General features: G+C 45.5%; 13 protein-coding genes. 11 read left to right on the top strand and 2 right to left on the bottom strand.

Annotated features, from left to right (window positions below):
- Nucleotides 1-174 precede the first annotated feature (174 nt).
- Complete coding sequence (gene def / locus BS63_RS0103660) at nucleotides 175-789, bottom strand: peptide deformylase (RefSeq protein WP_002961664.1); 615 nt, start codon at nucleotides 787-789, stop codon at nucleotides 175-177.
- 79 nt (nucleotides 790-868) lie between these two features.
- Nucleotides 869-1,522, bottom strand: a complete 654-nt coding sequence (locus tag BS63_RS0103665; protein WP_002998926.1) for a Crp/Fnr family transcriptional regulator — start codon at nucleotides 1,520-1,522, stop codon at nucleotides 869-871.
- Between the two features lie 89 nt (nucleotides 1,523-1,611).
- On the opposite strand from BS63_RS0103665, the gene BS63_RS0103670 reads away from it, so the two are divergent.
- From BS63_RS0103670 to BS63_RS0103720, 11 genes are all read left to right on the top strand, one after another.
- On the top strand, nucleotides 1,612-2,778 hold the full coding sequence (locus BS63_RS0103670; RefSeq protein ID WP_002961666.1) for an MFS transporter: 1,167 nt from the start codon (nucleotides 1,612-1,614) through the stop codon (nucleotides 2,776-2,778).
- Between the two features lie 127 nt (nucleotides 2,779-2,905).
- Nucleotides 2,906-3,175 carry a 30S ribosomal protein S15 gene (gene rpsO, locus BS63_RS0103675; protein WP_002961667.1) on the top strand — a complete coding sequence of 90 codons (270 nt, stop codon included), beginning with the start codon at nucleotides 2,906-2,908 and terminating at the stop codon, nucleotides 3,173-3,175.
- 603 nt (nucleotides 3,176-3,778) lie between these two features.
- Nucleotides 3,779-6,448 (top strand): bifunctional acetaldehyde-CoA/alcohol dehydrogenase, encoded by a 2,670-nt coding sequence (gene adhE / locus BS63_RS0103680; protein ID WP_002961668.1) that lies wholly within the window; start codon nucleotides 3,779-3,781, stop codon nucleotides 6,446-6,448.
- Nucleotides 6,449-6,913: 465 nt separating this feature from the next.
- Nucleotides 6,914-7,246, top strand: a complete 333-nt coding sequence (locus tag BS63_RS0103685; protein ID WP_002959867.1) for a hypothetical protein — start codon at nucleotides 6,914-6,916, stop codon at nucleotides 7,244-7,246.
- A 265-nt stretch (nucleotides 7,247-7,511) separates the two neighbouring features.
- Entirely contained in the window at nucleotides 7,512-9,815 is a 2,304-nt protein-coding gene (gene pnp / locus BS63_RS0103690; RefSeq protein ID WP_002959869.1) for a polyribonucleotide nucleotidyltransferase, read from the top strand.
- Nucleotides 9,816-9,942: 127 nt separating this feature from the next.
- Entirely contained in the window at nucleotides 9,943-10,692 is a 750-nt protein-coding gene (locus tag BS63_RS0103695; protein ID WP_002959870.1) for a hypothetical protein, read from the top strand.
- 21 nt (nucleotides 10,693-10,713) lie between these two features.
- Nucleotides 10,714-11,298, top strand: coding sequence for a serine O-acetyltransferase (gene cysE / locus BS63_RS0103700; RefSeq protein ID WP_019771342.1), 585 nt, complete (start codon nucleotides 10,714-10,716; stop codon nucleotides 11,296-11,298).
- A gap of 66 nt (nucleotides 11,299-11,364) precedes the next feature.
- Nucleotides 11,365-11,538: a hypothetical protein gene (locus BS63_RS1000000112115; RefSeq protein WP_169447858.1), complete on the top strand. Its 174-nt coding sequence runs from the start codon at nucleotides 11,365-11,367 to the stop codon at nucleotides 11,536-11,538.
- 28 nt (nucleotides 11,539-11,566) lie between these two features.
- Nucleotides 11,567-12,223: a hypothetical protein gene (locus BS63_RS0103710; protein WP_002959872.1), complete on the top strand. Its 657-nt coding sequence runs from the start codon at nucleotides 11,567-11,569 to the stop codon at nucleotides 12,221-12,223.
- A gap of 12 nt (nucleotides 12,224-12,235) precedes the next feature.
- A complete protein-coding gene (gene cysS / locus BS63_RS0103715) occupies nucleotides 12,236-13,579 on the top strand; it encodes a cysteine--tRNA ligase (RefSeq protein WP_002959873.1) in 1,344 nt (447 codons plus the stop codon).
- The gene (locus tag BS63_RS0103720) at nucleotides 13,572-13,970 is read left to right on the top strand and encodes a Mini-ribonuclease 3 (protein WP_019769784.1); all 399 of its coding nucleotides are present in this window, start codon (nucleotides 13,572-13,574) and stop codon (nucleotides 13,968-13,970) included. The genes cysS and BS63_RS0103720 overlap by 8 nt, the downstream gene beginning before the upstream one ends.
- Nucleotides 13,971-14,123: the final 153 nt, after the last annotated feature.

Consider the following 14,123-nt stretch of genomic DNA (forward strand, 5'->3'; position numbering starts at 1 on the left):
CCAGCCGGCTTATTTGGCTATTCAAAAAGGCAAACCAAATTCTCTCCAGTTTGCCTTAAGTTGAATCAAAGACAAGCCAGAGAAATAATCGGATATGCCTTTTCGTTTTTTCATTGAGTAAAAAATAAATATAGAGCCTAAAATAAGCCCTGACTATGATGTCAGAGCTTGTTTTTATTGAATAATCAACATACCTTCCTTGATTTCGAAGGGGTTGTCTTCGTTGATATGATCGTAGAACATGATGCCGTTGGTGTGGTCGATTTCGTGTTGGACCACCATAGAGTTATAACCCCGAAGTTTGATTTTTTGCTTGTCGCCATTTTTATCAACATATTCGACGGTCACTCGGGAGTGACGAACCACATAGCCGGGAACTTCACGGTCAACGGACAGACAGCCTTCACCGTCAGCTAGAGCAGCATCCTGAACAGAGTGAGAAACAATCCGAGGATTATACATGATTTCCTGCATGCTATAGGGTTGAGCAGGGGGATTACCTTCTTCATCTTCAGGATTAGGCACTAAAACAGCAATGATCCGTTTGGAGATATCCAATTGCGGAGCAGCCAGACCGACGCCTCCGCGCAGGCCCATCTTTTCAGCCATAACAGGGTCCTGAGAGTGCTTGAGAAATTGCATCATTTTTTCGCCTAGGATAATATCTTCAACGGAAAGTGGCAGTTCCACATCTTTGGCAACTTCCCGCAGGGTTGGGTTGCCTTCGCGGATAATATCGGACATATCAATCAGATGGCTGGCTTTAATAATTTTTTCTTGTGGTGACATGGTGAAACCTCTTTAATTGTAGAAATTTATGCTTGAATTCAGTATAGCATGAAAGCAAGGAGAATGAAAGGCCGGCCCCCTAGTCTTCAATCTTAGTTTTTTCCAGTTGGGCTCGGTTGACGATTTTGTAAGTCTTAAAAGCTATTTTTTCAATAATATTCTGATCCTGTAACTGCTTGGCCACTCGACTCAGGTGGCGGTAAGAAGTCCCGAAAATATCAGCTAGGACACTGGGTTGGAGCTGGAAGACACCTTGGGTCTCCTGAGCTAGAATGTAGGTGGCCAAGCGCTCCTTGACCGAATAGGAAATATTGGTGGAAGAGATAATATTTTGTTGCTCCAATTTTTGGGCCAATTGGCGGCCAATCTGGTAGAGAAAGAGCGGATCTTGGTAAAGTTCTTCCCGATTGGTCAGAGGCAGTTGAATAATCAGGCTGGGTTCAAGAGCAATGACAGATGACACGCTAGTCTGGTCATTCATCAGCTCAATATCCCCAATTAGGGTCGGCTGATTCTGGGTTTCTAGGATATGCTCCTTACCATTAAAAAGCCGGCGGACAATCTTAATATGGCCCTCAATAAAATAAAAGAGATGCTCTAGAACTTGTCCTTGTTGACAGATGGCCTGCCCCTTATCATAGGTCATGAGCTGGAGTTGTTTGATATAGGGTTGAGGGAAAATCGTGTCCAGTCGATACTTGTTTAAATAATACTCTAGGGCCTTTTTCGTCATCGCCACCTCATTTTAGGACCAATGTCCTATTTTTCTCGTTTGCTTTTCATTATACTGGTATCATTACTGTTTTTCAAGAAGGAAGAATTATGAAAATTTTGATGGAAAAAATCAGTCTCTTGGCCTTGTCCCTGATGCTGGTTTCAACCTATGCCATTTCACCAGCTTTGCCAGAGATGATTATTTACTATGGTCGGCAGGGCATCAGTTCTGATTGGGTGGAACTTTTGGTTTCCCTGCCCTCCTTTGCTATTATTGGGGTTCTCTTGCTGACCCCTTGGCTCAGTCGTGTCTTTTCAGAACGCCTGATTATTGTCAGTGGCCTTTGTCTGCTTTCCTTTGGTGGTTTCTTTCCCTTGGTCAATCAGACCTATAGCTTGGTCTTTGTCTCTCGTCTGATTCTAGGCCTGGGAATTGGTCTGATTAATGCCAGAGCTATTAGCATTATTAGTCAATTTTTTACAGGTCGTGAACGTATTAAAATGCTAGGCCTGCGGGGGTCAGCAGAGGTTCTAGGTTCGGCCTTTCTGACTTTTATCGCTGGTCAATTGTTGACAATTTCTTGGTCGGCGACCTTTCTTATTTATGGCCTGGGCTTGGCTATTCTGGCTCTCTATTTGCTCTTTGTTCCCCAAGTTCCTAAGAAAGTTCAGGTTCAGGAGCAACCCCTGAAAAAACAAGCTAAGCCAGAGCCTCTGACTAGCCGTCGCCTACTCTATATTCTCTCCTTAGCTCTCTATGCCGGTTTTGTCATCCTCATAAATTCTGCCAACACCTTGCGAATACCAGTGGTTGTAACCCAATTTGGTCTAGGAACGGCTCAACAGGCCAGTTTCATCCTCAGCCTGATGATGCTGATGGGAATTCTATCTGGCACCTTCTTTAGCAGTCTGGTCGAGATTTTTGGTCGTTCGCTCATGAGTCTAGCGGTCCTGGTTCTAGGTGCTGGACTCTTAGTCATGTGGCTGGCTCATAGCCTGCTAGTTTTAGGGATTGGTGCCCTCTTAACTGGTTTTGTCTATAGTCTGGGGGTCACCTATGTCTTCAATCTCATTTCTGAGACCATTCACAAACGCCACCTTCACACCGCTACGACCCTAGTTCTGCTGGGGTGTAACCTGGGTGGAGCTTGTGCTTCCTTGGTTCTACGCCTCTTTGGTTTCTTTGCCAGCGGACCGGCAGAGGCCTTTGCCATTTTTGGTGGCTTGAGCATTGGATTGGGACTGGTTCTTTGGTTGAAGAGACGATTTTCTTAATAAATTCTTTGACAGAGCTTGTGGCTTCTGCTAGAATATAAGAGTCGCAAAGACATACTAACTTCTTCTTGGTAGTAGGATTTGCCAAAACCTACCACTCGGATGAAGCAATAAAAGGAGAAAAAACATGGCAATTTCAAAAGAGAAAAAAAATGAAATCATTGCTCAATACGCTCGTCACGAAGGTGACACTGGTTCAGTTGAAGTTCAAGTTGCAGTTTTGACTTGGGAAATCAACCACCTCAATGAGCACATTCAACAACACAAAAAAGACCACGCAACTTACCGTGGCTTGATGAAAAAAATCGGTCATCGTCGTAACCTCTTGGCTTACCTACGTCGTACCGATGTAAACCGTTACCGTGAATTAATTCAATCACTCGGACTTCGCCGGTAATCCTCTGCGAAAATTTAAAGCATACGTCGTTAAAGCGACTTGCCGTACTCAAGTACAGCCTGCCTCGCTTTGCCTCGTATGCTTTTTAATTTTCATTGAGGACGATAATATTTGAAGATTTGGGTTAAAAAACAAGTCTTTTTCACAGAGTTGTAGCCCCACCTGATTAGCAAGATACTGGAGCTTTAGGACAGTTCAACTAGGAATAGGGAAGGTGCAGGGGTGAAGTGAATTTGGTTAGTACTTAGTCTGTTTTTACCTTGGAAGCGATTAAATTTGCTATCAAGATTTCAACTATGTTTGACTAAAATATCTCAATTAGATTTTTCGTGGAACTATGTGTCTGCTTATATTCAAGAATAGAATTTTAGGACTGATAATCTTTTGCTTGGCAGTTTTTGCTATTTAAGAGGAGTTGCTGGAGTTTTTATACCAATTTTGATAATTTCGTGAAGAAAATCACAATAAATACTTGACATTATTTTGAAAAGGGTTACAATATAAACGTGAAGAAAATCACAAACTGAAAATTCCACAGAATTTTAGCTGTGATGGCCTTCTTAAATCAGAAGATTTTTAAAGACCCTATTGGAGGATAATTTAATGGCAAAAGAAGCAAAAGTAGTAGATCCTAATGTTGAAGAAGAAGCTCGGAAATATACTGCTCAACTTGTAGACAAGGCTGTCGAAGCAGAAAAAATCTTTGCGACCTACACGCAAGAGCAAGTGGATAAAATCGTTGCAGCCATGGCCTTGGCTGGTTCTGAAAATTCCTTGCAATTAGCTAAGGAAGCCCATGAAGAAACTGGACGTGGTGTGGTAGAAGATAAGGATACCAAGAATCACTTCGCAACCGAAAATGTTTTTGAATCTATCAAGAACGAAAAAACTGTTGGTGTTATCGGTGAAGATAAGATTTCTGGTGGTATTCAAATTGCTGCTCCACTCGGTGTCTTGGCAGGGATTGTGCCAACTACCAACCCAACATCAACAACCATGTTCAAGATTTTGGTAGCCCTTAAAACTCGTAATACCATCGTCTTTGCCTTCCACCCGGCAGCTCAAAAATGTTCAGCTCATGCGGCACAAATTCTCTATGATGCAGCCCTAGCTGCTGGAGCTCCTGAAAACTGTATCCAATGGATTGAAAAGCCATCTATTCCTAATACCAATGCCTTGATTTCTAACAAGAAGATTGCTTCTATCTTGGCAACTGGTGGACCTGGTATGGTTAATGCAGCCCTCAAATCTGGTAACCCATCAATGGGGGTTGGTGCTGGTAATGGTGCGGTTTATGTTGATGCGACGGCCCACCTCAACCGTGCGGTTGAAGACCTGCTTCTTTCTAAACGTTTCGATAATGGTATGATTTGTGCGACTGAAAACTCAGCAGTTGTTGAAGCACCAATCTACAAGGAATGGTTGGCTAAGATGCAAGAAAAAGGTGCCTACCTCGTTCCTAAGAAAGATTATAAGAAATTTGAAGACTTCGTCTTTAATGACAATCACGGCGTTAATGGTCCCGTAGCTGGTATGTCAGCTCAGTGGATTTGCCAACATGCTGGTGTTGATTTGCCAGAAGGAAAAGATGTCCTCCTGTTCGAATTGGACAAGAAGAAAATCGGCGAAAAAATGTCTTCTGAAAAATTGTCTCCACTGCTTTCTGTCTATAAGGCTAAGGACCGTGAAGATGGTATTCAAATCGTTGAAGCCCTGCTTGATTATCAAGGGGCTGGCCACAACTGTGCCATCCAAATTGGTTCCCAAGCTGATCCTTTCCTCAAAGAATATGGTGACCGCCTCAAATCTTCTCGGATTTTGGTTAACCAACCTGACTCAGTCGGTGGTATCGGTGACATCTATACCGATGCTCTGAAAGCTAGCTTGACACTCGGAACAGGATCATGGGGGAAAAATTCATTGTCACACAATCTATCAACTGGCGATCTCTTGAACATTAAGACCGTGGCTAAACGTCGTAACCGTCCTCAATGGATTCGCCTTCCAGAAAAAACTTACTACGAAAAGAATGCTATTTCTTACCTGCAAGATGAGACCGAAGAAATGACTCGAGCTCTCATCGTTGCCGACCCAGGTATGGTGCAATTCGGCTTTGTTGATACCGTTCTTGGCCAATTGGCCCTGCGGGATCAAAAGGTTGAAACTTCAATCTACGGTACCATCAAACCCGACCCAACTCTAGGTCAAACCATCGAAATCGCTCGACAAATGCGGGACTTCAAACCTGATACGGTTATCGCCGTTGGTGGTGGTTCTGCTCTGGATGCGGCCAAGATTGCCCGCTACATCTACGAATACTCATTGGATCAAGAAGCTGACTTCCTTGATAGCTATGAAAAAGTGAGTGAACTCTTCTTGCGTCTGCAACAAAAGTTCATTGATATTCGTAAGCGGATTGTTAAGTTCAAACACCAAGATGCTACTCGTCTCTTCTGTATCCCAACGACCTCTGGTACTGGTTCAGAAGTTACCCCTTATGCGGTTATCACTGATGATAATACCCATGTCAAATACCCATTGACCGACTATGAATTGACCCCTCAAGTGGCAATTGTTGACCCAGAATTTGTTATGACCGTGCCAAAACGCACTGTCGCTCTCTCTGGTCTGGACACCCTGTCTCATGCTCTTGAATCTTACGTTTCTGTCATGGCATCTGACCTGACTCGCCCATGGTCCCTGCAAGCAATTAAGTTGGTTATGGAAAACTTGGAAGAATCTTACAAGTTTGATCCAAAACATCCAACCCTCCAAGGGGAACAAGCTCGAGAAAATATGCACTATGCCGCAACCCTTGCTGGTATGGCCTTCTCAAATTCCTTCCTAGGTATCAACCACTCTCTGGCCCACAAGACCGGTGGTGAATTTGGTCTGCCACATGGACTTGCCATCTCAATCGCAATGCAACACGTTATCCGCTACAATGGTGTAACTGGTAATGTTAAACGCTCTGTTTACCCACGTTACGAAGAATATCGTGCTCAACGCGACTACGCTGACATTGCCCGTGCCCTTGGCCTCAAAGGTAAGACCGATGAAGAATTGGTCGAAGCCCTCTGCCAAAAGATTGACAAACTCATGCATGCTGTTGATGTTGAACCTAAGTTGTCTGCAAACGGTGTTACCAAGAAGGCCTTCGAAGCAGCAGTCGACCGCTTGGCAAGCCTGGCCTACGATGACCAATGTACCCCAGCCAACCCACGTCAACCATACATCGAAGATATGAAACAACTCTTGATTGACCAATTCTAAGCTGTCATCAAGACCAATAAGAAACACGGAACTCAAACTCAGTTTGGGTTCTTTGTTTTGGGGGTTCAAAGTGAAGTGACTCAGTTTGGCAAAGTTGGGGCTGGGACTAATAATGTCATTTGAGTGACAGCCAGAGGGAGTGGGACAAAAATCATGATTTCTAAGAAATCGATTTTCCCTAGCTCTCTAGTTCCAAGGCTTCGGGCTGAAACAGTCCACTGGACTAGACACTCCCACCCCCGACAGTTGACTTGGTTTTCTCCAACAGTCTCCCAGACTGTTGGACCTATCACTTGCTTGTCAAGGGATAAGGACGTCCAATCAACCACTGTGTTTGAAAAAGTTATGAGGATAGGGCCTTTTGTCCCAGCCTCTGATTGCTGAGGCTTGAGCTTAGAGCTCTCTTAGGCTCTCTAAGTCTCATAGCCTTGCTTAACTGTTTAACCTTTATGCTATAATAGGGCCATGTTAGTACAGTTTCTCTTTATTTTTATCCTGGCTATGCCGGCTCTGGGTCTGGCCTTTATCGGCCTGGCCCTGTCACCCCAGCACCACAAGATGACCTGGCTCAGTCTCTGGGGGGCTCTTGTCTTTGGCCTTTCATTTTTCAGCCTCCATCTCAAATATGAAGTCCTCTTTTATGGCTTCTATAGTTTGGGTCCCCTGCTTTTTGGTCTGGGTCTGCCACTGAATTTGACCAGGGCCAAAAGAATTCAAGCCGGTTTGTCTGGCCTGGGTATCCTTATCGTTTTTTGTCTGGCCCTCTTGGCCATCGTTAGGATGCTGAATCGGATTTAAGTTCCAAAGCTTCTTCTGGAGCTTTTTTGCTATATTTGTTACCATTCTGTCCTTATCATTGGGGCTCTTTTGTGGTAGAATATAAGCGATACCATGGTTTTATGCAAAATTAAGTCAAGAGGCCTTGGGGCAAGCTTTTGCTGTCATCTTTATTTAATTTTGTAAAAAACGGGTATCAAGTTTAAGGAGGAATTTCAAGGATCAGTCAAGGTCGGATTTTGACCTTTGGTATTTCCTTGCAGCTTCAAGAAAATGAGGTAGATACATGGCAAAACAAACCTTTCAGATGACCTTTGCTGGTAAGCCCCTAGTGGTTGAAATTGGTCAGGTTGCCAAGCAGGCAAATGGTGCAGCAGTCGTGCGTTATGGGGATTCAACGGTCCTCTGTGCAGCCACCATGTCCAAGAAGATGGCAACAACTGACTTCTTTCCCTTGCAGGTCAATTACGAGGAAAAGATGTATGCAGCAGGGAAATTTCCTGGTGGCTTTATGAAGCGCGAAGGGCGTCCTTCAACCGATGCAACCCTAACTGCTCGTCTCATTGACCGGCCTATTCGGCCCCTGTTTGCCCAAGGCTTTCGTAATGAGGTTCAGGTCATCAATACTGTCCTCTCCTATGATGCGGATGCATCGGCTCCCATGGCTGCCATGTTTGCTAGTTCGCTAGCCCTCTGTATTTCTGACATTCCTTTTAATGGGCCCATTGCTGGGGTTCAGGTTGCCTATTTGGATGGTGACTTCGTCATTAATCCTAGTGCCCAGCAAAAAGAAGACTCCAGTTTGGAGCTGACGGTTGCAGGAACCAAGGAAGCCATCAATATGGTGGAATCAGGTGCCAAGGAGTTATCTGAAGAAATTATGCTGGAGGCCCTGCTCAAGGGCCACCAAGCCATTCAAGAATTGATTGCCTTCCAGGAAGAAATTGTCGCAGCCGTCGGCAAGGAAAAGGCTGAGGTTGAACTCCTTCAGGTTGTCCCTGAGCTTGAGGTTGAAATTCTAGCAAGCTACAATAGCGACCTGCAAAAGGCCGTTCAGGTTGAAGAAAAGTTGGCCCGCGAAGAAGCGACCCAAGCGGTCAAGGACCAAGTCTTGGCTGTCTATGAGGAACGCTATGCGGATGATGACGACTTGGACCGCATCCTGCGGGATGTTGCTGAGATTTTAGAAGAAATGGAGCATGCTGAGGTTCGTCGCCTGATTACTGAGGACAAGGTCCGTCCTGATGGCCGGAAGGTCGATGAAATTCGTCCCTTAGAGGCTGAGGTTGATTTTCTTCCGCAAGTGCACGGCTCTGGTCTCTTTACCCGCGGGCAAACCCAGGCCCTGTCTGTCTTGACTCTGGCTCCTATGAGTGAGAGTAAGATTGTTGATGGTCTGGATCCTGAGTACCGAAAACGCTTTATGCACCATTATAATTTCCCTCAATATTCTGTCGGGGAAACGGGCCGTTACGGAGCTCCCGGCCGTCGTGAAATCGGTCATGGTGCCCTAGGCGAACGAGCTCTGGCTCAGGTTCTGCCAAGCTTTGAGGACTTCCCTTATGCCATCCGTCTGGTAGCAGAAGTACTGGAATCCAACGGTTCCTCTTCGCAAGCCTCCATCTGTGCCGGCACTCTGGCCCTGATGGCTGGCGGGGTACCGATTAAAGCACCTGTCGCCGGGATTGCCATGGGCTTGATTTCAGATGGCAGCAACTACACTATTTTGACCGATATTCAAGGACTTGAAGATCACTTTGGTGATATGGACTTCAAAGTAGCTGGCACCCGCCAAGGGATAACCGCCCTGCAGATGGATATTAAGATTTCCGGCATTACCCCAGAAATTCTTCAAGAGGCTTTGGCTCAGGCCAAGAAGGCCCGCTTTGAAATTCTGGATTTTATTGAGGCGACCATTCCAGCCCCTCGGCCTGAATTGGCCCCAACCGCTCCTAAGATTGATACTATCAAGATTGCTGTCGATAAAATCAAGGTGGTCATCGGTAAGAGTGGCGAAACTATTGATAAAATCATTGAAGAGACGGGTGTCAAGATTGACATCGATGAAGACGGAAATGTCCAAATCTACTCGCCTGACCAAGATGCTATTGACCGAGCAAAGGAAATCATTGCCAACCTAGTGCGTGAAGCCAAGGTCGGTGAAATCTACCAGGAGGCTGAAGTTGTTCGTATTGAAAGCTTCGGTGCCTTTGTCAATCTCTTTGATAAGACTGATGCCCTAGTTCACATCTCAGAATTAGCCTGGGAGCGGACCAATCGGGTCGAAGATGTAGTCAAACTGGGTGATAAGGTCACCGTCAAGGTTCTCAAGATTGATGATAAGGGTCGGGTTAATGCTTCCATCAAGGCCCTCTTGCCAAAACCAGAAGGTTTTGATGAGCAGGAGCCCCAAAAGCACCATCAAAAGAAACATGGCCACCATGCATCAAGAAAGCAGTCAACAGTCAAAAAAGACAGCCAGAGGGACCACAAGTCCAACCGCAGTCATCAAGAGCGGTCTGATAAGCAAGGTGATGACCAAACAGGTAATCACCAAGAACATCAGGCCAAGGCTCAGACTAACGACTAAGTTGAGCAACACGACCAGCACAAGCATGCTGACCATCCAGACGGCCGCAACCAAAAATCATGACCGCCACAATCAGTCCCAGCATGCTGACACCACAGTTGAAAACATGTAAAAGAGGAAACTCATCATGAATAAATTTAATTCAGAACTTGATTTTGCCCTGCGCAATTTCATTGCTAATCCCGAAAATTTTCTGGATGGCTTGACTTTGGTCAACAGCCTTCACTCCATTCCGGTGATTGCAGCTGCCGAGCCCTACGCCATTGCCATGCAGGGACAAAAGGTTATTCCCGTTTTCACCAATAAGACGGACTTGGATAATTTCAAAAAAGAGCATCCGAGTGCTAAAACCCAAGACTGGATTGAGCGTTCCAGTATTAATGTTTTAGAGGAAGCTGTAACCCACCGCCTGCACGGCTTGGTTTTCAACATCAAAAAGAATGGTGACTTTGCCAATTCAACCATTTTTAAGAGTAGTGAACTAGTCCAACTCATCAATACCTACACCACACTTTTGAACGATGTCCTAGGTGAGGAAAATCAAGAGCGTCAGCCTATGCAGCGCCAATACTTTGTTCCTGTTATCATCTTGACTAGCGAGGATGGCAGCTATCAAAGAAGTTATCCAGCTTTAGCTATTGAAAATGAAACTTATATCCCAGCTTTCTCCAGCATCCCCAGTTTTGCCAAATGGTATAATGATGGTGATTTGGGCTATCCTTTCCGAGTGGCTAAAGGCTTAGTTATGACTTGGACTATGAATCAAATTGCCCACCCGGCTCAAGGAGAATCGGGTGTCGGGGCTACCAAGGGCGTGGTTATTGATCCCCTCAATGAAAATCAGACCCTAGTTGACTGGGCTAGCATTGAAGAATAAGAAAGAATAAGAGAGGTGCCTATGGGTTGGTGGAAAGAATCAATAGATATTGTCAAACAACAGGATCCAGCGGCCCGGACTTCCCTTGAAGTGCTCTTAACCTATCCTGGCATCAAGGCCCTAGCGGCCCACCGGATTTCCCACTTCCTCTGGCGCCACCATCTGCGGCTCCTAGCTCGGATGCATAGCCAGTTCTGGCGCTTTTGGACCAATATTGAAATCCATCCCGGAGCTCAGATTGCCGGCGGGGTCTTCATCGATCATGGGGCGGGGCTGGTTATCGGTGAGACGGCTATCGTGGAAAAAGGTGCCATGCTCTACCACGGCGTGACCCTGGGGGGAACTGGTAAGGATGTCGGCAAACGCCATCCCACCATCCGCCGAGGTGCCCTGATTTCGGCCCATTCCCAACTGATTGGTCCCATTGAAGTGGGGACTAATGCCAAGGTCGGAGCCGGAGCTGTCGTTCTGTCGGATGTGCCGGCAGATGTCACGGTCGTTGGTGTTCCCGCCAAGGTTGTTCGGGTCCATGGTCAAAAGGATGAGAAGGCAATCAAGACACTTCAGGAAGCCCGCGAGGCTAGCTATCATTCATCCCATCTTTAGGAAAACAAGGGGCTGGCCTAGATTCTGCCCCGCTCTAGCAAGTGGCCACAAATAAAGGAGGCGAGAATGAACTTTTTCAAGAGAAATTGGTTAAATTTACTGGTCATTGTCCTGGCCTTCCTCAATGTTGGTCAACAATGGCTCTACGGCAGTCGTACCTATGCCTATATCTGGCTGGCTATCGGCATCTTCTGGATCATTTTGACCTTTATTATCAAGGATGATGGGCCTAAGAAATAGAGTAGGTTGAAAAAAAGAAAGTTTAGAGGTGTTAATAGTGATTTGGTTACCCCTAATCGGTTTTATTTGTTTATTTATCTTTCTCGTGTATATGGGGAATTCTGCGGAAAAGAGACGAGATGCTGAAGCAGATTATAGTCAGCTATTGGGAAAAATTAGCCAAAGAGAAAATGGTGATATTTGGTTAGGCTTTAAATATACAAAGAATGAAATAAATAAGTTTAATTATATTAGAAAGACTTACGAACCTGGTCATAAATATAGACCACCATATAATAATGACATTTATGTAGTGTCTCATACAGTTAATCCAATTTTTATTGATAAACAGGATAAAGACTTTAAAGACGGAATTTATTATGTAATAAAGTTGGTGTCAAAGTTTGAATACGATAGGTGGGGTAACCAAACTACTAACAACGGTCCAGTTCAGTATAATTTTGATGGTAACAATTTTCAGGATAATCGCTTTAGCAGCTATTACAATCAAATCATCCAATACAAAAACGAAATGGTTACCAAGGGAATTCCAGAAGAAGAGATTGATTACCTTGCCAATAATACAGAAGACAAAGAAAATCAAAGAAGTTTTTTAAGAAAATATGAGCCAATTTTAAGAGGCATTGAAGTTGCTAGTGCTGCGGCAACCCTGTTTGAAATTCTGAAAGGTTTATTTTTTAGGTAAAGGAAAAAGTTTATGATTAAAATCTACGATACCATGACCAGAAGCCTGCGTGATTTTGTCCCTCTCCATGAGGGGCAGGTCAATATGTATGTCTGCGGACCGACGGTTTACAACTATATCCATATTGGTAATGCCAGATCCAGCGTGGCCTTTGATACCATCCGTCGCTATTTTGAATATGCCGGCTATCAGGTCAACTACATTTCCAACTTCACCGATGTCGATGACAAGATTATCAAGGCAGCCAAGGAAGCCGACATGTCCCCCAAGGACCTAGCTGACAAGTTTATCGCTGCCTTTATGGAAGATACAAAGGCCCTGGGCATCAAGCCAGCCACCCAAAATCCTCGGGTCATGGACTTTATGGACCAAATTATTGATTTCGTTCAGGTCCTCATGGACAAGGGCTTTGCCTATGAGGCTGGTGGCGATGTCTATTTCCGGGTGCAAAAATCGCAAAACTACGCTGCCCTGGCCAATAAGACCCTAGCGGATTTGGAAGTGGGGGCCAGCGGTCGGACCGATAGTGAAACCGAGCTCAAGGAGGATCCACTTGATTTTGCCCTCTGGAAATCTGCCAAGCCAGGTGAAATTTCTTGGGACAGCCCTTGGGGAGCTGGCCGTCCAGGCTGGCATATTGAGTGCTCGGTCATGTCAACCACCATTTTGGGAGATACCATTGACATTCACGGTGGCGGAGCCGATTTGGAATTCCCCCACCACACCAATGAAATCGCCCAGTCGGAGGCCAAGACAGGCCAGACCTTTGCCAACTACTGGATGCACAATGGCTTTGTCAACGTCGATAATGAAAAAATGTCCAAGTCTCTGGGCAACTTTGTGACCGTCCATGACCTGCTCAAGACCGTTGATGGTCAGGTACTGCGCTTCTTCCTGGCTACCCAGCACTATCGCAAGCCTATCAATTTTACCGATAAGGCCATTCATGATGCCGAGGTCAATCTCAAGTACCTCAAGAATACCTATACCCTGCCTCTGGATGACCAGGCGGACACGGCTGGCTTGGACAAGTTTCTAGCCGACTTCAAGACTGCCATGGATGATGATTTCAATGCTGCCAACGGTATCACAGTTATCTTTGATTTGGCCAAATGGATTAATTCTGGTCATTACAACCAGGCCATCAAGGCCGCTTTCGCCAAGATGTTGGAAGTCTTTGGCATCATCTTCCAAGAAGAAAGTCTGGATAGCGAGATTGAAGCCTTGATTAAGAAGCGTCAGGCTGCTAGAGCTGCCAAGGATTTTGCGACAGCTGATAAAATTCGTGATGACCTAGCCGCTCAAGGCATTAAACTGCTGGATACCAAGGATGGAGTGAGGTGGACCCGTGACTAAAAAAGTCAATGTCAACCTGATAAATGGCATTGCCCTGGCCTTTGAAGGGGACGCTGTCTATTCCCTCTACATCCGTCGCCACCTGATTTTTCAGGGTCAGACCAAGCCCAACCAGCTCCACCGTCTGGCTACCCGTTATGTATCAGCTAAGGCCCAGGCCATGCTGATTGAGGCCCTACTAGAGGGAGGACTCCTGACCCAGGAGGAAGAGGCTATCTATAAGCGGGGGCGCAATGCCCACAGCCATACCAAGGCCAAGAACACCGACATTATCACCTACAAGATGTCGACTGGCTTTGAGGCTGTCCTCGGCTACCTCCATATGACCCAGCAAATGGCCCGTCTGGAGGAAATAATTGACTGGTGTATCGCCTATGTCGAAAACCAATAGATAAACAAAAGGTTTGGCAGTCGCCGGATCTTTTTTCAATTCATTGAAAAATCTAAGCTGGCCACCTCATTTTTGGCTTTAGAATACTTAGACTCTTCGAGGAGGACTTTGCATCCCATCCTTAACCACACTCAATAAATGATAGATGGAGAA

The organism is Streptococcus sobrinus DSM 20742 = ATCC 33478 (assembly GCF_000686605.1).
Classification (GTDB): domain Bacteria; phylum Bacillota; class Bacilli; order Lactobacillales; family Streptococcaceae; genus Streptococcus; species Streptococcus sobrinus.

Coding starts and splice junctions, on each gene's coding strand:
- def (WP_002961664.1), bottom strand. CDS start 789: ATGTCACCACAAGAAAAAATTATTAAAGCCAGCCATCTGATTGATATG.
- BS63_RS0103665 (WP_002998926.1), bottom strand. CDS start 1,522: ATGACGAAAAAGGCCCTAGAGTATTATTTAAACAAGTATCGACTGGAC.
- BS63_RS0103670 (WP_002961666.1), top strand. CDS start 1,612: ATGAAAATTTTGATGGAAAAAATCAGTCTCTTGGCCTTGTCCCTGATG.
- rpsO (WP_002961667.1), top strand. CDS start 2,906: ATGGCAATTTCAAAAGAGAAAAAAAATGAAATCATTGCTCAATACGCT.
- adhE (WP_002961668.1), top strand. CDS start 3,779: ATGGCAAAAGAAGCAAAAGTAGTAGATCCTAATGTTGAAGAAGAAGCT.
- BS63_RS0103685 (WP_002959867.1), top strand. CDS start 6,914: ATGTTAGTACAGTTTCTCTTTATTTTTATCCTGGCTATGCCGGCTCTG.
- pnp (WP_002959869.1), top strand. CDS start 7,512: ATGGCAAAACAAACCTTTCAGATGACCTTTGCTGGTAAGCCCCTAGTG.
- BS63_RS0103695 (WP_002959870.1), top strand. CDS start 9,943: ATGAATAAATTTAATTCAGAACTTGATTTTGCCCTGCGCAATTTCATT.
- cysE (WP_019771342.1), top strand. CDS start 10,714: ATGGGTTGGTGGAAAGAATCAATAGATATTGTCAAACAACAGGATCCA.
- BS63_RS1000000112115 (WP_169447858.1), top strand. CDS start 11,365: ATGAACTTTTTCAAGAGAAATTGGTTAAATTTACTGGTCATTGTCCTG.
- cysS (WP_002959873.1), top strand. CDS start 12,236: ATGATTAAAATCTACGATACCATGACCAGAAGCCTGCGTGATTTTGTC.